Origin of the sequence: Hahella sp. KA22, assembly GCF_004135205.1 — a bacterium.
Lineage (GTDB): Bacteria > Pseudomonadota > Gammaproteobacteria > Pseudomonadales > Oleiphilaceae > Hahella.
The window spans coordinates 4747949-4768373 of the sequence record NZ_CP035490.1 but is presented as its reverse complement, the minus strand read 5'-3'; the positions used below and the strand labels follow the sequence as shown (position 1 = coordinate 4768373).

Here is a 20425-nt window from a genome sequence, read left to right as displayed (position 1 = left end):
TCATCCAGCCCCGGCGCTGTTATGTGCTAAGATTTCTCGTCAATACGCGAGTGCAATAACTAATTAAATAAGTAGAGGCTGAATCGTGAGTTCTGTAGTCATTAGCGGCACGGGCCTGTTTACCCCGGCTTACAGCATTTCCAATGAAGAGCTGGTGGCTTCGTTTAACGCCTATGTGCAACGTTTTAACGAAGAGAACAAAGAGAAAATCGAGTCAGGGGAAGTCGCCGCGCTACAAGAATCCTCGGCTGATTTTATCGTCAAAGCATCCGGCATCAAAAGTCGCTACGTTCTGGACAAAGAGGGCGTACTGGATGTAGATCGCATGCATCCTTATATCCCGGAGCGCAGCAACGAAGAGCCAAGCGTACAGTGTGAAATGGCGATCGATGCGGCGAAAAAAGCCATGGCTGAAGCGGGCAAGACCCCCGAAGATGTTGATGCGGTCATTGTCGCCTGTTCAAACCTGCAGCGCGCTTATCCCGCCGTAGCGGTGGAAGTGCAGAGCGCTTTGGGCATTGACGGTTTCGCCTACGACATGAATGTCGCCTGCTCCTCCGCCACTTTCGGCATTCAGGCTGCGGTCAACGCGATTGAATCCGGTTCGGCTCGCGCGGTATTGGTGGTGAATCCGGAAATTTGCTCCAGCCACCTGAATTTCAGAGATCGCGACAGCCACTTTATCTTTGGCGACGCCTGTACGGCGATTATTCTGGAAAAGGCGGAGACTGCGACCAGCCAACACCAGTTCGCGGTTATCGGAACCAAGCTTAAAACACTGTTCTCCAACAATATCCGCAACAACTTCGGCTTCTTGAATCGTTGCGACGAGTCCGGGATTGGCAAGCCAGATAAGCTCTTCGTCCAGAATGGGCGCAAGGTGTTTAAAGAAGTGGTGCCAATGGTCTCTGAGATGATTGTGGAGCATCTGGCCAGCAACGATATCGACGCCTCCAGGCTGAACCGCATGTGGTTGCATCAGGCCAATTTGAGCATGAATCAACTGATTTCAAAGAGGGTGTTAGGGCGGGAAGCGACGGATGAGGAAGCGCCGACCATTTTGGACACGTACGCCAACACCAGCTCAGCCGGTTCTATCATCGCATTTCATCTGAACAAACAGGACCTGAATGGCGGTGCATTAGGCGTGATTTGCTCCTTTGGCGCGGGCTATTCAGCAGGCAGCATTATTGTCCGCAAGGTTTGATCCAGTCTGAAATCCAGCCCTTTCTTTTCTCTGTGACCCGTCCTGAAATAGGTTGACACCTACTTCAGGACTAGACACTGGCCGTGGCGATTGCGTCGCGGCTTTTTCATTTCTGGGTCTGACTCCTCTTTTTCTGCATAGCCGATGCAACCCGTTTCATTGAACTGTAACTATTCATAAATGTCATTTTGAGACAGACTCTCGGACGGGAACTGCGTTAATTGGCTCAGGTTGAGTTTGCGAACCATAAAGCCCGGGCTACAGAGGAATACCTACTTTGAAGTGGATACTTTGTCAGGTAGACTGCTCGGCCGTTGCAAAAATGTGAGTTAGCCCGCATATTAATCGGGCCTTTGAGCCAATCCGCCGCCATATCCAATAAAAATAAGCGCCCGCGGCCAGTTCAGTATTCCGCATAGCGACGACGTTGAGAGGTCGCCGCAAGAAGACGGAAACTTTGAGAGTCTTGAATACCGCCGAAGTTAAGCCAGACTGAAGAATACAGAGAGCCCCCAAGGCGCTTAAGTGGGATTTATGGATACGAGTAAACCGCAGCACACAAGGCGTTTGTCCGCCGTTTTGTTATTGTCAATGGCCGCACCCGCAGGGGCGATGGCCTCTCACCCACAGGACCCGTGGGAATCTTACAATAGAAAGGTTTTCGCCTTTAACGAATTTCTGGACGACTACTTTCTGCGTCCCGTCGCTAAAGGCTACCGGGCGGTGACGCCGGAAGTCGTCGATCGCTCAATTACGAACTTTTTCGGCAACCTAGGCGATGTCGTCACGTTGGCCAACAATATTCTGCAGTTGAAGCATCACGAGGCCGCAGCGACGGCCAGTCGCATCATGTTTAACAGCACTTGGGGAGTAGGCGGTCTGTTCGATGTGGCGACGGCCTTTGATATTTCCGTCGACAAAGAGGATTTCGGTCAGACGCTTAGTTACTGGGGTGTACCCCAGGGCAATTATCTAATGCTGCCGTTTCTGGGGCCGGGCACCGTTACCGACACTATCGGCCGCATTCCTGACAGTTATGCGGACCCGGTAGGGTATCTCTTCTCTGAGCCGGAAAGGTATTTCGCCAGCGCAACCCGCATTGTTGATAAGCGCGCTGATATTATTCCGGCGGAGAATCTGATTCAGGGCGATCGTTATACCTTCGTCAGAAACGCTTATCTGCAGCAGCGTGAGTTCCTGATTAACGATGGCAAGATCGAAGATCCCTTTACCTCCGACGACTTCGACGAAGACTATTGAGTCTGTCTGGCGGGAGTCAGCCTCCCGCCGCTTCCTTCTCATCCTTTCTCTCGCCGCGCCTCTTCTCGTCCTTCACTCATTTAGCTACTTGCGGCTCTCCCTGTCCTATAAGCTATATTTAATCTAAGGATTTGATAGCTGGGTGGGACTGATGTCGAGATATTTGAACACGAAACTTCACAAGTACCGTAAGGCGATGGCCGAGGCGAGAGACTACGCCACTTGGCGTGACGCCGCGCTGGAGCTGGATTATCTGGAAGGGCATGTGGAGTGGAAGGAGTCATTCGCCAGCGATCTATACAATTATGAGCTGATCTATGACCGCCTGATGGAGCTGCGTAACGCGATGCAGGGGCGGGATCATTCCAAGCTGATCCGCAGTTTACGCGAAGGGTTACACCATGACCTCGGCAATATGGGGAATGCCTTGCTGTATCAGCGCAGTTATATTGGCACCAAGCACTTGATTGAGGAGTACGTCAATCAAGTCTGCGACGCGCTCAATTACGTTTGTGACAATGATATTCCCGAGCTGCCGCCACGGCAGAAACTGGAGTTTTTTAAAGATACGTCGATCAGCTTTGGCCGGCCGTCGTTGCTGCTCAGCGGCGGCGCCACATTGGGGCTGTTTCATCTCGGGGTGATCAAGGCGCTTTGGGAGCGCGGCCTGCTGCCCCAGGTGATCGCCGGCTCTAGCGTGGGGGCGGTTATTGCGGCCATGCTGGGAACGCATACTGATGCGGAAATTCCGGAAATGCTGGAGCCCAGCCGTCACAATCTCAAGGCCTGGCGCTGGATCGGAATGTTCAATGGGTTGCGCGGGCGCGGGTTTATGGATATCCGCCAGCTGGAAAAATGTCTGCGCTCCAATATTGGCGAGTATTCCTTTTTAGAGGCCTATCAGCGCACTGGTCGCAGTATTAATATCTCTGTCTCGCCAGTGCATCATCACCAGAAAGAGCGCTTACTTAGCGGTTATACCTCACCTTATCTACTGGTATGGAGCGCCGCGCTGGCGTCGTCGGCGGTTCCCGCGGTGTTCCCGCCTGTGTGTTTGATGCGCAAGGATGAGAACGGCGGCATTGTTCCCTACATGCCAAAACTCCGCTGGGTGGACGGCTCGGTGGTGAGCGATCTGCCCATAGAGCGACTCAAGCACCTGTATGACATTAACTTTTCCATTGTGAGCCAGACCAATCCGCATATCGTTCCATTTATGAATGCGAAGAAGCGGGACCAGAAAATCAGTCTGGCCTCGCTGCCGTTGCGGGTGATCAGGGCGGAAATGCAGTTTCACGGGATGGGCGCGTTTGATTATCTGCGGAAACAGGCCGAGCCGGAACTGTTGCGACAGCTATGCGGGCAGGCCTATACGGTTTTGGCGCAGCGCTATTATGGCGATGTCACCATTGCGCCCCGTTATAGCTTCTGGCATTTCCGCAGGATGCTCTCCAATCCTTCGCCGGATGTCGTCGAGCGTCTGGCGTTGGAAGGCGAGCGCGCCACCTGGCCGAAAATTTCCATGATTCGGACGCACTCCAAGATCAGTCTGACTCTGGAGAAAGGTATCAAGCGATTGAAAAACAGACTACAGGGGCGCAAGGCGGAATTGCGGGTGGTGAACGTTACCAAATAGACATAATGGAGCGCAGCCGCGACGCTGACGGGGAATTTGTATGTTTCATGGACGAATCCCTGAAATTTGCAGTTTCTATAATTTAACTCCGTCGTCCGGCGCGTTACACTAGCGCGTTGACAGTAACTATGCCCGCGCCAACAGGCGCAATTTTGGATTCCATGTACGAAGCGTTTTTCGGTTTAAAAGAAAGCCCATTTTCCATCGCGCCTGATCCCCGTTATCTCTACATGAGCGAACGCCACAGAGAAGCTTTGGCGCATTTGTTGTACGGCATTGAAAGGGAAGGGGGCTTCGTGCTGCTGACCGGTGAAGTCGGCACCGGTAAGACCACGACCTGTCGCTGCTTTTTGCAGCGGGTGCCGAAAAACACGGACATTGCTTTCATTCTGTATCCGAAACTCACCGCCAGAGAGCTGTTGGCCACGATCTGCGATGAGTTGCATATCGCTTATCCCGCGCAGTGCTCCATCAAAATCCTGATAGACGTTATCCATAAACATTTGTTGAAAGCGCACGCCGCCGGTAAACATACGGCTCTGGTGATTGATGAAGCGCAGAACCTGTCTTCAGATGTGCTGGAGCAGTTGCGTCTGCTCACCAATCTGGAAACAGAAAAAAAGAAACTGTTGCAGATTATCTTGCTGGGGCAGCCGGAATTGAAAGAGCTGCTGCAGCGACCGGAATTACGCCAGTTAGTGCAGCGCATCACGGCCCGTTATCACCTGGACGCGCTCTCTCCTGTAGATGTGCGCGCCTATATCGGTTACCGCCTGTCCGTCGCAGGCTGCCGCAAAGAGCTGTTCAGCAATGCGGCGATCAATAAGGTTTATAAGCTCAGTCGCGGCATACCTCGTATCATCAACCTGATCTGTGATCGCGCGCTGTTAGGCGCTTATTCGGAAAACAGTCAGGTCGTGACCCCTGCGCTGGTCAAGATGGCGGGCAAAGAAATTGGCCTGAACGCCAAGCGCACCACTGTGAAATGGTTGGATAACTGGATCGTCAAAGGCTTCGCCGCCGGAGCGTTGGCGGGAGGCCTGACTCTGGTGCTGGGTTTGTCTCTCAATCAAGATCGCCGCCAGCCGGAAAAAGCTATCGGCGCGGTTGCGCAGGCGTCCGCCTTATCGGATGCGGGCGAAGGGGAAGGTCAGATTCAGCGGGATGAGGGCGCGCTTAAAGACGCCGCCTTACCCTCCGATGAGAAAGGGGCGGCATCAGAAGCTTCCGTCGGCGGCACGACTGCAACCGCCGCCGCACAGCCCGCCGCCTGGGTGTCGCCAGTGGCGACCTCAGCTTCCAAGGTGCTGGGTTCCTATCGACCAAAGGGCGACAATACGCGTAAAGCCTATCAGTCCGTAATGCATATCTGGGGACTGGCCGACAATGCCGGCGCCCGCGGTTTGGTGTGTGAATTCGTAGAGACTCGCGGGCTGCGCTGTCTGCATCGACAGGGCAACTGGCGCAGCCTTCTGCAGCTTAATCGTCCGGCTGTGTTGAAATTGATGAATAATACCGGCGAAACCTTCAGCGCTGCGCTAATCTCCGTATCGGCGGATCAGTCGGCGGTGATTGAACTGGATGGGGAACGTCATACTATTCCTTTGGCGGAACTGGATGGGCATTGGCAGGGCGATTACAGCATTTTGTGGAAAGTCCCTCCTTATGCGTCCATGGTGATTCAGCCAGGGGAAGTGCAGGATGAAAATGAGTGGATTGACGGCAAGATCAAACGGGTGAATGAGGTTTGGCTGTCGCAAGGCGAAATGCCTTCACTGGAGCCGCTGCCTGACACCTCATTGAAAGACCGGGTGCGTTGGTTTCAGCAGGAGGTCGGGATATTGCCGGACGGCATTCCAGGCGCCATCACCCTGATCATGTTAAACAGCTGGACTGACAGCACAGCGCCTCTGCTTATTCCGATCAAGCGCTCATAGGAAAACGACATGTCCTATATACTTGAAGCCCTGAGACGTTCCGAATCAGAAAGATATCAGGAAAAGCTGCCTGACGTGGTGCAAGGCGGCGCATTCATGATGCCACGCAAAGAGAAGCGCGCGCCTTGGGCGTTGATTCTCATATTATTGCTGAGCCTCAACGCCATCGCCCTGGCGATTTTCTTTTTTATAAATCGCCCTTTCGAGAAAGAGACGCCAGTGGAGACCGTTTCCGCTGACGCCGCTCCTGCTTCATCTACAGCCTCGTCGGCGACAGCTGCTGCGACGCCGGCGCAACCCCAGTCAGTGCAGCCAACTGCCGGGAGCGCGCCGGCTCAGGCGGTTCCCGTACAACCGATGAGCGCGAATAACTCGGACTTTATGGTTGATAAAGTGCCTCTGGACACCGCCTCTAACACAGATATCTATGTGGATCTTGGCGGCGAGGAAGATGAGACGATTAACGCGGATGGCGGCATGCTTATCGCACCCTCCAATGGCGCTTCACGCAGAGCAATGATCATCCCCGGCTCCGGAACGGCGGAAGCGGCTCAGAACGTGGAAGAACAGTATCCCAATATTTCTGAGCTGAGCGCCGCTTTCCAGCAGCAGATTCCGGCGATGGAATTCAATAGTCATATCTACAGCGCCAATGCGGATGACCGTAGAATCATGATCAACAATAACTATCTTCGGGAAGGGCAGCGTTTTTCCGGCCTGAAGGTGTATCAGATTACCGAAAACGGCGTAGTGTTGGATAAAGGCGGCCAGTTATTCTGGATTCCCGTCATCCGTAACTGGGCTCCCGAAAGTTAGGCGAGCATGGTTAATGAAGGTATAAAGGAGCAGATTCAGTCCGCCTATCGAAAGTATATCGCCGCCCGCGACATCAAGCCTCGCTCCGGGCAGCGGCATATGATCGCTGAGATAGCGCGTTATCTGTCCTCCATCGAACTGGACGGCGAGTTTCGCCGTAGCAACGACGCCACCACCTGTGTTGTGGAGGCGGGGACTGGCACAGGGAAAACCCTGGCCTATTTAATGGCGTCCATTCCGTTCGCGGCCGCGTTGCGCAAAAAAATCGTCATTTCCACCGCTACAGTGACCCTGCAGCAGCAAGTCGTGCAGCGTGAACTGCCGTTGCTGGCGGAGCACACGGACCTTGAGTTCAAAGTTGCGTTGGCGAAAGGGCGGGGGCGCTATATCTGTCTGCATAAACTTGATTCCTATCTGGCCGGTCAAGAGCAGGGCATCCTGTTGTTGGATGGGCAGCCGGAGAGCGGCGGGCAGGATGTGGATGCGGAGGCCTACCAACGGTTCATGAACTGGATGGTGGACAAAGGGTGGAGCGGGGACTGGGACAGCGCCCCGGAGCCCATCGAAGAGACAATCTGGTCAACGGTGACCACGGACCATCGGCAGTGCCTGAATAAACGCTGCTCATTCTTTACTCAGTGCGCCTATTACAAGGCGAAGATGGAGTCCGAAAAGGCGGAGATTATTGTCGCGAACCACGATCTGGTGTTCGCGGATCTGGCCTTGGGCGGCGGGTTTGTTCTGCCGCCGCCGGAAGAAACCATTTACATCTTTGACGAAGCTCACCACATGGCGGATAAGGCGCTGAATCATTTCGCCTTCAGCGCTGGTCTTAAGGCCTCACAAAAAATGTTGCGCGGGCTGAGTCGGGCTCTGGTGGAGGGGCAAAGCGTTTTCGCCTACGACGAACAGATCACCAACCGGGTCAGCCCGATGGCGGCGCTGTCTCAGGAAATGCACCACCACCTCGACGCCGTGGCCCGCTTTCTGAACGAAACTATTGAGTGGGAAGAAAACGACGAGCGCGCCACCTTTCAGTACCGTTATCCCATGGGCGTGATTCCTGAAGAGCTGCGCAAGCTGTCAGCGGCGATGGCGGATAAGGTCGCCGAGATGAATAAGGAACTGGAGGCGGTGCTCAAGCGTCTGCGGGACCTTGCGGAAAAAGAGCAGCAAGGCGGCGCGCAGCGACAGGCCTACGATCAGGCGGTGATGGCGCTGTCTGTGTATCAGTCGCAAGTGGAGAATCTGGAAGATGTCTGGCGAATCATGGGTGAGGAAGTCCAGGAGGGCCATACGCCAACCGCCCGCTGGCTGACCACCTGGGCTAAAGAATCGGATAGCGATGTGGTTGTGCATGTCAGCCCCACCAATGCGGCGCATCTGTTGCGCAAGCGGCTGTGGTCGCGAGCGTTTGGCTGCGTGCTGACCTCCGCGACGCTGAGTGTGGCGGGGCGTTTTGATCGTCTGGCGGGACAAGTGGGCCTTCCTGACGGCAGCATTTTTGCGATTCATCACAGTCCATTCGACTTCAACAACAACTGTACTCTGGAGCTTTGCGATCTCGGCCGCGACCCGCAGGATTCCGAAAGCTACCTGGAGATGTTAAGCCAGGCGCTGCTGCGCATCATCGATGACAAGCAAGCCACATTGGTGCTGTTCAGCGCCCGGAAGCACATGCAATTCGCCGCCCGCGCCCTGGCGGACACCAAACTGGGGAGCCTGATCATCACCCAGGACTCAGGCAACAAAGGCCAGCTGATAGATAATCACCGTTCGCGGGTGGATGAAAACAAAGGCAGCGTACTGTTTGGTCTGGCCAGTTTCGCTGAGGGGCTCGACCTGCCGGGAGATTATCTCAAGCACGTCATTATCGCTAAGCTGCCTTTCGCCGTGCCGGATGACCCAGTGGAAGCGACTTACGCGGAATGGCTTAAATCCAAGGGTGGCAACCCCTTCAACCAGGTGGTGCTGCCTGATGCGATCACGCGATTGCTACAGGCATGCGGACGCTTACTGCGCAGCGAGAGAGACAGCGGTAAGATTTCGATTATGGACCGTCGTCTGTGGACGCGGTCATATGGCCGCATCATTCTCAACGCGTTGCCGCCTTATAAAGTGGTCTCGGCGGATATTCGTCAGCCCACCGCCAATGAATCCTAAACTTCAAAAGAAGCTCATATATTCCTATATAGCAGGAAGCAGCGGCATATTGTGCGGCGCTGAAGTATGGGCGTTGTTTGAAAATGCCGGAGCGGCCGGAAAAAGGGGCGGCGATTTCGGAGCTGCATAACCCAGACATCGCCGCTAGCGCAAAACAGGAGATGAAACTTCCTGCGCTCTTAAGGAGACAAAAAAAGCAGGGACAAGCCCTGCAAGAGAATTCGAAATGAAAGGCTTTGTCGAATTCGATTCATAGGACTAGCGTAAAAAATGAGGGGGCGTAGCCGCATCGTCCATAGGGCGTAAAAAGGAGGTAATAGATCACAACAGGCCTAGATGACGGGCCCGGGCCAACGCTTCCGTGCGGCTCGCCGCGCCGATTTTGCCGTAGATGTTACGAATGTGGGCCTTGACGGTGGCGGGGGCCAGGAATAAGCGATCCGCGATCTTTTTATTGGGAAGTCCTTCGTAAATCAGCGTCAGCACCTCCATTTCCCGCTTACTTAGCTCTTCCAGTAAACCTTCTGTCTGGGGCGGCGGCTCTTCTTCCCGCGTTGGCGGACCATTCTGGGCAGATGAAGTGACATGCAGCTTTTCCAGATAAGCCTGACTCGTCTCGGTGATATCCAGGTTGGCGTATAGCGGCCTCAAATAAGCGTCGTCCGCCAGGAACATGGCGACGAAATCATTGCTTTCACCCAGCGCCAACGCCTCGCTTATCCGCAGTCGTGCGGCTTCTGACTGATTTTGTCCCGCCAGGGCGGCGGCGTGCAGCAATTTGGCCTGCGCCTGATAACGGGTAGAGCCGTGGCTTTCGGCGAGGGCCAGTATCAGTTCGGCGACTTCCTGCAAATTGCGCCATTGCTGTTTGCGTAAAAAGTAACGCGCCTGTGCTGACAGGTTTTCCATGGCCTCAAAAGGAGATGCCTCTGTGGGACTTTTGCTCAGAATAAGGGCGCACACGGACTCAGCACTGGCCATGTCCCCTTTGTCCAGCAGGCAGTGCAACTTACCGGCCAGAACCGGGGGGGCGAAGGCGGCCAGTTCACGCTGGTTATACTCCAACTGCTCGCGAGCCTGCTCATAATGACGCAGCGCCTGCGGGAAATCGCCGCAATGGCGGTTGAATTCCGCCCAGGTGTAATAGGTGATGAGCTTCTGTTGGGGTTCGGCGTTATCCACGAATGACAGCATCGGTTTGAGAAAACGTTCGGCGTGTTCCAGATTGCCCAAGGCGCAATGGATCAGCACCAGCGAGCTGTTCAGCCAGCACGAGACAATATTGGGTTCAGGGCCGTCCTTATGATAGCTCTGCACCCAGAGTTCCGTTTGTCGGAACAAATTGATCGCATGCAGAAACTCCCCCTTGATTTGCATGATCCATAGCAGCAGACCCAGGCTGGAAAGTACCGTGGAGAAGCGTTGCTCCAGTTTGCCGAGCGTAACGGCTTCCTTTAATGCCGCCATGGCGTCATCCAGTCGGCCCAGACCGTAGTAGTCGTTGCCGAGGCCGAAGTAGGCCAGGGATTTGATCGGGGCGTTGATCTGCTGCAGATCCTGTAAGACGGATTGCGTCAGCGCGCTGGCGGTCTGGATGTCCTTGCGACTCCGCGCGGCGTAGGCTTCCAGCAGGCGTAACTCATGGCGCACTGTATCATCCTGCTCAGGCAGCAAAGGGTGCTTCTTCACCGCGTCCACCAGATCGGGGATGGCGGCGAACTGGTTGTCGTAAAGCAGACACCATATTCTCAGCAGCTGCAAACGCAGTGACTGGCTAAGCAATTCTTGCGGGGCGTCGTCGAGCCATTCAATGATGTAGAGGTGGTATCCCTGTCGCACCAGTTGGTTGCCGATGCTTTCCAGAGTGGACTGCAGCAGGTCCCAGGCCTGAATGTGCATGATCAACTGCACGGATTCCAGGTAAAGTCTGCGCTCCAGGCAAGCTCGCACGACATTACGGCAGTGCTGTAGATGAACGTCCGGCTGGCGTTGTCTTAAGTAGTGCAATGCGCCATCGCGGAACAGCTCATGAAAACGAAACCATTGGCCGGCGTCATCCAGAGGGATCAGAAACAGGTTGCGCGCTTCCAGTTCCAGCAATATCTGATGGCTGTCCTGAGCGCTTCTGACTTGATCGCATAGCAGTGCGTCAAAGCGGGGGGCTCCCGCCATTTCCAGGATGAACTCACGCAGGTGGGACGGTAGATCGTCCAGTACTTCCTGGGCGACATAGTCGTCGATTTCTCTCTTCGCCTGGGCTAGCGCCTGCTCAAATTTCTCGTTCGATAAGGCGCCGTCCGCCCGTTTCAAATCTGCTTGCGACAACAGCTGCAACGCCGCCGCCCAGCCGCCGGTGGAGCCGACAACGCGAGCTGCAGCTTCCGGGCTGACTTTGACGTCCAATGCGAGGGCGAATAAGTCAGCGACCTCCTGCGAGTCGAACACCAGGTCTGCGGAATAGAGCAATTTGGCGTAGCGTTTTACCTTCCAGCGAGCGAGAGGAAACGATGGCTCGTTGCGGGAGGTGACGATCAAGGTGAAATTGGCGGGCGCGAAGTCCACCAAATAGGTCAGGCCGTCGAAGATATCCTTGTTCGTAATGTGATGCAGGTCGTCGAGAACCAACACAAAGTGGCGATCCTGATGCTGGTGTAGCTGATTGATCAACGCGGTCACCAGCACTCTGGCGTTGGCGTGCGCTGTATCCTGCAACGGCGCGCGCAGCTCCCCGATTTCCTCCAAACCGTTACGACGCAGTCCTTCTACGACATAGCTCCAGAACGTAGAGGCGGAATTGTCCGCGGGATCGAGCGAGATCCAACTGGTGGGCGCATGATGAGACTGCGTCCATTGCCGCGCCAACGTGGACTTTCCAAAGCCGGCGGGCGCGACGAGGCCAATAAAGCGGGCGCTGCCGGGCGCGCCGATACGGCCAAGCAGACGCTGGCGCGTTAACAGGCTGTCGTCGAGGCGAAGCGGGAAAAGTTTGGTTTCGAGAACGATCATGTGCAGAGTGCAGTCAGTATGGCCAAAAAGCGGGTTTCAGTCTTTATGCAAACTGAAAACTTGTCAACTGAACTCAATTAAATCAATGAAATATGCGCGACAAACCCCATTAGAGCGGGCGCTTTAACGGGGCTCCGGATGAATTGAGGCATTAGCCATCTGTGTCAATCATCAGAAAAATGCGTATTTGACGCCGATGATCAACAACATGCTCGCCAGGGCTGGGCGCAGTACGGCCGAAGGCATCCGCTTGGCTAACGCGGTCCCGACATGAATCGCAGGCAGGGAGCCGATCAACAGACTGCCGAGCAGGTAATAGTCTATGTTCCCCAATTGCATGTGCCCAAGGCCCGCAATGAAGGTCAGGGGAACGGCGTGAGCGAGATCCGTTCCGACGACGCGGGATGAAGACAATGCGGGATAAAGCAACATGAGCAGGGCTGTGCCGATAGCGCCTGCGCCGACGGAGGACAATGTCACAAACACACCCAGAATGACGCCCATGAATACGGTGACCCCGGCGCGTCGCTCGTCGCTCATCACAGTCGCCCCGGCGCTGGCGCGCAGCAACCGGTCTTTAAATAGAAGCACGGCGGCTGTGACGATCAACATCAGTCCCAGACTGGTGGTCAGCAGGTGTTTATACGTTTCCGGATGAGGGAAGTAGTGCGCGAGAATCTGGGTGGTGATAATCGAAGCGGGAATACTGCCGGCGCCGAGGGTGGCGGCAAGCTTCCAGTTCACTGTTCCGCTGCGGGCATGAGTGACGACGCCGCCGGACTTGGTGATAGCGGCGTAGAGCAGATCCGTGCCGATTGCCGTATGCGCGGGAAAGCCGAAAAGAATCAGTAACGGCGTCATCAACGAACCGCCGCCAACTCCTGTCAAACCGACCAAAAAGCCAACGCCGGCCCCGGTGACAATATATAAAAGAATTTCCATAAAGATGGTCTAAACTAACAAATGCGTAATAAGCCAAGAATTATTTGGCCAATCTAGCTAGATTTATCTATTCTTAAAAAGAATATTTATTTATATTTTTATCTCCAATTATAATAACGCCGGGCTGCAAGGAGACAATTCAATGAAACTGCAACAGCTGAGATACATATGGGAAGTCGCCCATCATGATCTCAACGTGTCCGCCACTGCTCAGAGTCTTTACACCTCACAACCCGGCATCAGTAAACAAATCCGTCTGCTGGAGGATGAACTGGGCGTGGAGATTTTCTCTCGCAGCGGCAAGCACCTGACCCGGGTGACGCCGGCGGGAGAGACCATCATCAAAGTCGCCGGTGAGATTCTGCGTAAGGTCGACGGCATCAAGCAGATCGCGCAGGAGTTCAGCAATCAGCGGAAAGGCGACCTCAGCATCGCCACGACTCACACGCAGGCGCGGTATGCGTTGCCTTCCATCATTCGCAGCTTTATTCAGGAATATCCCGAAGTCTCGTTGCACATGCATCAGGGCACGCCGATGCAGATCGCGGAAATGGCGGCTGACGGAACCGTGGACTTCGCCATCGCCACGGAGGCGCTGGAGCACTTTTCGGATCTGATCATGATTCCCTGCTATCGCTGGAACCGCTGTGTGGTGGTGCCGAAAAACCATCCTCTGGCCGAGAAGAAAAAGCTTGAAATAGAAGATGTGGCGGCGTTCCCTATCGTCACCTACGTCTTCGGCTTTACTGGACGCTCTAAATTAGATGAAGCATTCAGTGAAAAAGGGCTGACGCCAAAAGTGGTGTTCACTGCGGCGGACGCTGACGTTATCAAGACTTATGTGCGACTGGGACTGGGTGTCGGCATCATCGCCCGCATGGCGTATGACCCGGTAGCGGACTCCGATTTGGTGGCTCTGGACGCCAGCAAACTGTTTCGTCCCAGCACGACGAAAATCGGCTTTCGGCGAGGAACGTTTATTCGCGGTTACATGTACGAATTTATCCAGCGTTTCGCGCCCCATCTGACCAGAGAACTAGTCGATCAAGCGTCTCAAAAGGCCTCCAAGGCGGAAATCGAAGAGCTTTTTGAGAATATCAGCCTGCCCACGTACTAGAGGTGACTGCGGGCAGGCGCGTGGGGCTCAGCTTTTGAGGTTGCCTGCATGTAGCCCGCATTCTTTGATGGTGGATTCCTCCCACCACCAGCGTCCTTCACGCTCATGCTGATTAGGTAGCACAGCCCGCGTGCAAGGTTCGCAACCGATACTGATGAATCCTTTTGTATGCAGCTCATTGTATGGAACATCGAACATCCGGATATAGTTCCATACGTCCTGCGACGTCCAGTTCGCCAAAGGGTTGAACTTGACCAAAGGACGATCCGGCGCGCCAAACGCGGCGTCTTCTTCCACTAACGCCACTTTATTACGTGTGCTGGGGCTTTGGTCTTTTCTTTGCCCGGTGATCCAGGCGTCGACAGTAGCGAGCTTGCGCCGTAACGGCGCCACTTTGCGAACGCCGCAACATTCGGAATGGCCGTCTTTATAGAAGCTGAAAAGCCCCTTTTCCTTGACCAGACGTTCCACATCCTCCGCATTGGGGGATAGGGTTTCAATTTGCAGATTGTAGTGATCGCGTACTTTTTCGATAAATCGATAGGTCTCGGGATGCAGGCGACCGGTATCCAGCGTGAATACCTGGATGTTCTTCTTTAGCTTGCTGGCGATTTCTATCAGGACCACATCTTCTGCGCCGCTGAACGAAATTGCGATATTGTCGTAAAGCTCCAACGCTTTACGCATCACTTCCTTGGGGCTCCACTCTTCCATCTCCCTGGCGAGTTCCTTTACATCATATTCGGGTGTCATCACCTAGCGCCTTGTAGCAGAGAAATTAGACGCCTGTAGGCTAACAAATTGTTGATAGTGCTAAAAATAATAAAGACTTATATCTAAAGAACGAAAACAAAAAAAGGAGGCCAAGAGGCCTCCCAAGATTGATTCTAAGCTGTTGACACAACAGGTCTGTGTCACTACGAGAAAAAGTGTAGACCAAGAAAAAAATAATGCCTCATGAAAACAGTCAACTTTATGCCTGGATGTGATGAGATGTGACTGCGCGCCAACACTTCTAATGACTCAGGCTTGATAAGACGATGAGGGGGGGATAAAACGCTAAAAAGAAAAAAGGAGGCGTTCAAGGCCTCCTAATTCGGTCGGTGGCTGCTTCTGCAAGGGTTTATCACCACCGTAAGCTTAGTATAGTCCATTTGGATTAGGTGTGTCTGCATGTTTAACTGTAAAGACTTGTAACCAAACCCACAATAATAGAAAGAAGTCATATGTCGATAACCTGGAATGATCTGACGGTAAATATTGAGCGTCTTGATAAGGACGGCCTCATAAGTGATTGGCGTTGGTTAGTGGGGGATGCAGCGCAGCCTATTTTGCTTTCTTCCACGGGCGACGCCTACCTCCAGGAACGAAACGGCGAGATATTCTTGTTATCCACAGGCGATGGGAGCTATGAGAAAGTTGCGGACTCCTACGAGGACTTTCGTAACAAATTGCGAGATACGAACCTGGTTAATGAGTGCTTTTTGGCGGCTACTGTCGCGCAGCTCAAGGAAGAAGGCTTTGTGTTAAAACCTGGGATGTTGTACAGCTTCAAGAAACTGCCCGTCTTGGGCGGCGACTATGCGGCGGAAAACTTTGAACTGATGGATATAGAGGTTCACTTTTCTATAACAGGTCAGATCCACAGCCAGATTAAAGATATACCCGCTGGCGAAGCAATTCAGTTGAGTGCGGAGTGGCTAGAATGAGATAAGTAGTAGGAGAGGGGGCGTCCTCAATAGATTCGGGACGTCAAGCAGCCGTCCCGGACAGCAAACCGGGACGTGGCTAATTATTCAAGTAAGAGGTGATTAAAGTATTTGATTCGCCAAAACTAACGTCAGAGTTAACCCTAACGCATTAAACGCAACCAGACCCGCCAGCTTTTTTGCGCTGATGTACATCGGACTCTCCTCTATAGTTTGATCTTGTTATTTTTTTCGTAAACTTATGTGAAATCTTGTTTACATCTTTAACCGATTTTAGCTTTATTCATCGAATATGCAACCCCCTGCTAAACCCTTATGATTAAGGCGCTTTTGGGGAAAAGCAGGACTGGCCTGGGCTGCTGTGGGGCGCTGTGTCACGCCTGAGACGAGCGGCGTTGACGTTTGTTTCTGTAACTTTCAAGTGAATAGAGATGACAGGAGTGAGTCGTGGAACTAGCGTGTCTGGATTTGGAAGGGGTGTTGATACCCGAGATATGGATCGCTTTCGCGGAAAAAACCGGGATAGATGCTTTACGTGCGACAACCCGGGATATCCCGGACTACGATGTGCTGATGAAGCAGCGGTTAAAAACTCTTAATGAGCATGGTTATGGATTGCCGGATATTCAGGCCGTTATTGCTGCATTGGAGCCGCTTCCAGGAGCCCAGGAGTTTGTCGCCTGGCTGCGCCATCGATTTCAGGTGGTGATTTTGTCCGACACCTTTTACGAGTTCGCGATGCCGTTAATGGAGAAGCTGGGGTGGCCGACATTACTGTGCCATCGCCTGGAAGTTGACGAGAGTGGTAGGGTGACGAATTACGTGCTGCGCCAGAAAGACCCCAAACGAATGTCGGTGCAGGCGTTTCATGGCCTGAATTACCGTGTCATTGCTGCCGGGGACTCCTACAACGACACTACGATGCTGGCGGAAGCGGACGCCGGTATTCTGTTTAAGGCGCCTGACAATGTTATAGCTGAATTTCCGCAGTTTCCCGCGGTGCGTACCTACGATGAGCTGCGAGCGGAATTTATCAAAGCCAGTCGCCTGGTGACGGACTAATCTTCGCGTTTGCCAGGTAACTCTCCGCCGAGGGCTTCGACGATGTGTCTGATTTTTACAACGGACTCATTGTATTCCGCAAGACAGTCGGAGTCTGCGACGATGCCGCCTCCGCCCCATACATGCATGTCGCCCTGTCTGCAGGTCATGGTGCGGATGGCGATATTGCTGTCCATACGGCCATCATTGGACAGATAAAATACGCTGCCGCAGTAAGCGCTGCGGGCGTGGCCCTCCAGCTCATCAATAATTTCCATCGCCCGCTTCTTGGGAGCGCCTGTAATCGACCCGCCTGGCGAACAGGAGATCAGGGCGGCGAAAGGCGAGACTTCGTCGCGCAAGGTGGAGGTCACCGTGCTGACCAGGTGATGAACGTTACTATAGGTCTCCAGAGCGCAGAGCTTCTCTACTTTGACGCTGCCGATATTGGAAATCTTGCCGAGATCATTGCGCAGCAGGTCCACAATCATCACGTTTTCCGCTCGATCTTTGGGACTGGAAGTAAGATCCTCAATGTGGCGAAAGTCGTCGGCGGCGCTGGCGCCGCGTGGGCGGGTGCCTTTAATAGGCTTGGTGACGACATCACGACCGCTCACCGTCAGAAACTTCTCCGGCGAAAAACAAAGCAAGTCGCCATGACCACTGCGGAAAAAGGCGGAATAGGGGGCCTTGGCCGCCTGCCTGACATTTATATAGGCTTCCAGCGGATCGCCTGCATAAGCGCCTGAAAAGCGTTGCGTCAGGTTAATTTGATAGCAGTCTCCAGCGAGAATGTACTCCTTGATCCTGTCGAACTCAGTTGAGTACTGCTCGTAGCTCCAGTCTGGAGCAATCGCCCGAGTGACGCTGAAAGCTTCTGTGGCGGGGGCGCTTTGCTGCAGCAGGCTTTGGAAAGCGAACGTCCCGAAGCCGGTGATCGTCTGTTTGTCGTGTTCTACGATCAGGTAATTGTCATAAGCGCCTATGCAGGCGGCTGGAAAGGCGGAGTCTCGGCGCCAGTTGCGGTCGCCAAGCAATTGGTTGCGTCCAAACTCGTAACTGATGAATCCGATCAGGCCGCCTTTGAAGCAGGGGGTTGGATGGGCTGCGCGGGGCTGTTGAGTAAGCGCCAGCAAGTCGGCGTAGGAGACTGGCGTCTCTGTCTCACCAGGACGGGAGAGAAAGTGGGTGCTTCCCTGGCTGCGAGCTATCCACTCCGGATCACAGGCGATAATTTCAAAGGCGCGCCCCTCTTGAGTCCGACTGTCCAGCCAGCAGAAGCCGGGACGGGAAGATAACAAGTGAATGACGGCGTTATAGTCTGCGTAGGGAATGGTGAAAACTGACATCAACAAATATTGGCCTGGTTAAAAAGCGCCTCTTTCGGCGCCCGCTAAGCGCCATTGGCTTATTAATCCGACATTTTAACCCTCCAGCTTCCATTTTTCAGGCGCTTGGATGGCGGTGTTTCGCGGCCGGACTTCTTATTGTCTTACGTCTATTGGTTTGAGTGGTCTCAAAAGACTGCGGAATTGTAGTGTTAGCGAGCGCATATTTGAAGTTGCTCACGTTTTTAAGTCGCCGACGGCGGCGTTTGGAGCTTCAGGCCGCTCGCAATTCGCCGTTTGGCTGACGCCAATGCGGAGGTTTTTAATAAGGGGTTATCTAGTGTGACGCGCTTTTTGAAGGGTCTCGTCGAACCGTATATAGGCCAGATGGCCAAATAGTGTCTACCCGTTAACACTTCTTAACAAACGGCCTGGTTTCTGTGATTTTATTCACGGATTCGCCGGTAACACAACCCTACACTGGCCTCGTGATTGTGAAACACAAAGCAAACAAAAATGAAACGTTTCACGATGCTCAGGCGGTTGTACTTAGTCGCTAATTGTTTGTTTTTAAATGGAATTCTAGACGCATATTAACAATATGGAAACTGTGAGAGTAATCACAGAAAACCAATGAAGCGTAAACTAAATTAACAATCGCTCAGAATTATTCGGTCGGTTGTCAGACAATTTGTTTGATTATTGAGCGGTAATCTGAAGCTCACGAGAGTTTCCTGAAATTAAAAAAATAAACATTAGGAGAATTTTAATGAAAGGCCTGAAAAAATTAGTTTTGGTATCTGCTATCGCTGCGGCTCCTCTGGCTGCGCAAGCTGAACTGAAAGCAGTTGACGACGCTGTTCTGGCGGACGTTTCCGGTCAAAGCGGATTGGTCATCGAAGCCGGCTTCGGTTCTTTGACATACTCAGACATCGCTGTAATCGCTGACAGCGACTGGGATACTGACGCTGGCATCCACATCGACGCGTTCAAATGGGAAGTTGACGTAGAAGCATGGGATTCCGCTTCTAACGCTACTCTGGGCGCTTCTACTGGCGCACTGGGCGGCTTCATCGCGAAAGACATCTCTATCAACGGTAGCGTTGACGTTACTATCGACGCCCTGGCTGACGCAGCCACTCTGGGCACCACCAACCTGGGCGGTATCGGCATCACCTTCGCCAACTCCGACATCAACATGCGCGTAGGCGACATGGGCGTTTACCTGAACCAGACTGGTCTGGGTCAAGTTAACAGCATGGGCGCTGTTGAAATCATCGGTATGAACCTGGACGGCCTTGAGCTGGTTGTTCACGGTAACTAATACCGGGCGGACCTGACGGTCAGCCGATTGATGATGGAAAAGGCATCGTTCCTGATGCCTTTTCTTGTAAATATCTCTTAAGCATCTACTTGTTCTGCAGTAAAAATCATCCTTTCTCAGACAGACGATACACGCAATCGCTTCAGTGAGCGTCGCGTCTGCCTCGCGCTGAGCGAAAGGCCCTTCAGCGCCAGCAGTAACAAAAGCTCTAGAGATGTAAGGAGTGTGGAGGGGAGTATGAAAAAGACTGTGTTTGTTTGCGCAGCGATGTTCTCCACGGCGGTAATGGCCGAATTAAAACCGATTAACGATCAGCAGCTCAGCGAAGTTGTGGGGCAGGCGGCTCCCGTTATCGAAATAAACGGTCAAGTCACCTATGAGGCGATCGCCTACACCAATCCCGACGGAGTGCGGGAAGTTATTTATCCGGGTCAGACATCCAGCGATGGGGCGGTTCACGATGACAATGTCTCCCTGCAGGGGATGACCTTCGGAACTCCGCGCACGGGGACGCTCGTTGATCTGTTTACGGCCGTTTTACCTTTGCGTTATGGCCAGATCGACACCAATGGAGACGGTGTCGAAGACCGTGGCGCAGCGATATTCAGCTTTCAGCCCAATGTAGGGTTCGGCACTGGATTTGTGCCCCTGGATATCCAGCAGAGCGATACCTCTGTGAACATTGATGATCAGGTTTTTCTTACCAAGCAGGGGCTGGTGATTCTCAACGCCCCGATCAATACGGATATTATTAATGTCGGCGCAGATGCGTATAAGCTGACGCCGATAAAGATGTTCTGAAAATATCTGATTGCGTTAGGCCGGGATGGAAGCCTGTGTCTGGCGCGCCTGCTTTGATAATCAGCGGAGGCGAATAATATCCGCCGTCCGGCTTGTGTTTCTTATAACTCCGCGAACAAAAAAGCTCTCTGGATTAGT

Annotated in this window: 15 protein-coding genes; 11 read left to right on the top strand and 4 right to left on the bottom strand. The window is 53.5% G+C overall.

All coding sequences use genetic code 11. From position 1 onward, the window contains the following. Positions 1–85: 85 nt before the first annotated feature. From EUZ85_RS20930 to dinG, 6 genes are all read left to right on the top strand, one after another. Complete coding sequence (locus tag EUZ85_RS20930; protein ID WP_127971601.1) at positions 86–1207, top strand: beta-ketoacyl-ACP synthase III; 1122 nt, start codon at positions 86–88, stop codon at positions 1205–1207. Between the two features lie 534 nt (positions 1208–1741). Then, positions 1742–2467: a VacJ family lipoprotein gene (locus EUZ85_RS20925; protein WP_127971599.1), complete on the top strand. Its 726-nt coding sequence runs from the start codon at positions 1742–1744 to the stop codon at positions 2465–2467. A 151-nt stretch (positions 2468–2618) separates the two neighbouring features. Beyond that, complete coding sequence (locus tag EUZ85_RS20920) at positions 2619–4103, top strand: DUF3336 domain-containing protein (RefSeq protein ID WP_127971597.1); 1485 nt, start codon at positions 2619–2621, stop codon at positions 4101–4103. Positions 4104–4231: 128 nt separating this feature from the next. Then, entirely contained in the window at positions 4232–6040 is a 1809-nt protein-coding gene (locus EUZ85_RS31935) for an ExeA family protein (protein ID WP_127971595.1), read from the top strand. 9 nt (positions 6041–6049) lie between these two features. Further along, positions 6050–6856: a general secretion pathway protein GspB gene (locus tag EUZ85_RS20910; protein ID WP_127971593.1), complete on the top strand. Its 807-nt coding sequence runs from the start codon at positions 6050–6052 to the stop codon at positions 6854–6856. A gap of 6 nt (positions 6857–6862) precedes the next feature. Then, positions 6863–9019 (top strand): ATP-dependent DNA helicase DinG, encoded by a 2157-nt coding sequence (dinG, locus tag EUZ85_RS20905; RefSeq protein WP_127971591.1) that lies wholly within the window; start codon positions 6863–6865, stop codon positions 9017–9019. A gap of 321 nt (positions 9020–9340) precedes the next feature. Here the strand turns inward: dinG and EUZ85_RS20900 are convergent, their stop codons facing one another. After that, entirely contained in the window at positions 9341–12025 is a 2685-nt protein-coding gene (locus tag EUZ85_RS20900) for a LuxR C-terminal-related transcriptional regulator (protein ID WP_127971589.1), read from the bottom strand. Between the two features lie 171 nt (positions 12026–12196). Then, entirely contained in the window at positions 12197–12967 is a 771-nt protein-coding gene (locus tag EUZ85_RS20895; RefSeq protein ID WP_127971587.1) for a sulfite exporter TauE/SafE family protein, read from the bottom strand. A gap of 142 nt (positions 12968–13109) precedes the next feature. Here EUZ85_RS20895 and cysB point away from each other — a divergent pair, with 142 nt between their 5' ends. Beyond that, a complete protein-coding gene (gene cysB / locus EUZ85_RS20890) occupies positions 13110–14084 on the top strand; it encodes an HTH-type transcriptional regulator CysB (protein ID WP_011396515.1) in 975 nt (324 codons plus the stop codon). Positions 14085–14111: 27 nt separating this feature from the next. Here cysB and EUZ85_RS20885 read toward each other — a convergent pair whose 3' ends face one another. Beyond that, complete coding sequence (locus EUZ85_RS20885; RefSeq protein ID WP_127971585.1) at positions 14112–14837, bottom strand: phosphoadenylyl-sulfate reductase; 726 nt, start codon at positions 14835–14837, stop codon at positions 14112–14114. Between the two features lie 473 nt (positions 14838–15310). On the opposite strand from EUZ85_RS20885, the gene EUZ85_RS20880 reads away from it, so the two are divergent. Both EUZ85_RS20880 and thrH read left to right on the top strand, forming a co-directional pair. Continuing rightward, the gene (locus EUZ85_RS20880) at positions 15311–15793 is read left to right on the top strand and encodes a T6SS immunity protein Tdi1 domain-containing protein (RefSeq protein ID WP_127971583.1); all 483 of its coding nucleotides are present in this window, start codon (positions 15311–15313) and stop codon (positions 15791–15793) included. A gap of 447 nt (positions 15794–16240) precedes the next feature. Beyond that, positions 16241–16855 carry a bifunctional phosphoserine phosphatase/homoserine phosphotransferase ThrH gene (thrH, locus tag EUZ85_RS20875; RefSeq protein WP_127971581.1) on the top strand — a complete coding sequence of 205 codons (615 nt, stop codon included), beginning with the start codon at positions 16241–16243 and terminating at the stop codon, positions 16853–16855. Here the strand turns inward: thrH and pabB are convergent. Next, positions 16852–18183: an aminodeoxychorismate synthase component I gene (gene pabB / locus EUZ85_RS20870; RefSeq protein ID WP_127971578.1), complete on the bottom strand. Its 1332-nt coding sequence runs from the start codon at positions 18181–18183 to the stop codon at positions 16852–16854. The two genes, thrH and pabB, sit on opposite strands and share 4 nt — an antisense overlap. A 748-nt stretch (positions 18184–18931) precedes the next feature. Here pabB and EUZ85_RS20865 point away from each other — a divergent pair. Together EUZ85_RS20865 and EUZ85_RS20860 are read left to right on the top strand one after the other, a co-directional pair. Next, on the top strand, positions 18932–19486 hold the full coding sequence (locus tag EUZ85_RS20865; RefSeq protein ID WP_127971576.1) for a DUF6160 family protein: 555 nt from the start codon (positions 18932–18934) through the stop codon (positions 19484–19486). 237 nt (positions 19487–19723) lie between these two features. Then, positions 19724–20287: a DUF6160 family protein gene (locus EUZ85_RS20860; RefSeq protein WP_127971574.1), complete on the top strand. Its 564-nt coding sequence runs from the start codon at positions 19724–19726 to the stop codon at positions 20285–20287. The last annotated feature ends 138 nt before the right edge of the window (positions 20288–20425 follow it).

Excerpts from the sequence above, each read along its gene's own strand:
- EUZ85_RS20925 (WP_127971599.1), top strand. The coding sequence starts at position 1,742 with ATGGATACGAGTAAACCGCAGCACACAAGGCGTTTGTCCGCCGTTTTG.
- EUZ85_RS20920 (WP_127971597.1), top strand. The coding sequence starts at position 2,619 with ATGTCGAGATATTTGAACACGAAACTTCACAAGTACCGTAAGGCGATG.
- EUZ85_RS31935 (WP_127971595.1), top strand. The coding sequence starts at position 4,232 with ATGCCCGCGCCAACAGGCGCAATTTTGGATTCCATGTACGAAGCGTTT.
- EUZ85_RS20910 (WP_127971593.1), top strand. The coding sequence starts at position 6,050 with ATGTCCTATATACTTGAAGCCCTGAGACGTTCCGAATCAGAAAGATAT.
- dinG (WP_127971591.1), top strand. The coding sequence starts at position 6,863 with ATGGTTAATGAAGGTATAAAGGAGCAGATTCAGTCCGCCTATCGAAAG.
- EUZ85_RS20900 (WP_127971589.1), bottom strand. The coding sequence starts at position 12,025 with ATGATCGTTCTCGAAACCAAACTTTTCCCGCTTCGCCTCGACGACAGC.
- EUZ85_RS20895 (WP_127971587.1), bottom strand. The coding sequence starts at position 12,967 with ATGGAAATTCTTTTATATATTGTCACCGGGGCCGGCGTTGGCTTTTTG.
- cysB (WP_011396515.1), top strand. The coding sequence starts at position 13,110 with ATGAAACTGCAACAGCTGAGATACATATGGGAAGTCGCCCATCATGAT.
- EUZ85_RS20885 (WP_127971585.1), bottom strand. The coding sequence starts at position 14,837 with ATGACACCCGAATATGATGTAAAGGAACTCGCCAGGGAGATGGAAGAG.
- EUZ85_RS20880 (WP_127971583.1), top strand. The coding sequence starts at position 15,311 with ATGTCGATAACCTGGAATGATCTGACGGTAAATATTGAGCGTCTTGAT.
- pabB (WP_127971578.1), bottom strand. The coding sequence starts at position 18,183 with ATGTCAGTTTTCACCATTCCCTACGCAGACTATAACGCCGTCATTCAC.
- EUZ85_RS20865 (WP_127971576.1), top strand. The coding sequence starts at position 18,932 with ATGAAAGGCCTGAAAAAATTAGTTTTGGTATCTGCTATCGCTGCGGCT.
- EUZ85_RS20860 (WP_127971574.1), top strand. The coding sequence starts at position 19,724 with ATGAAAAAGACTGTGTTTGTTTGCGCAGCGATGTTCTCCACGGCGGTA.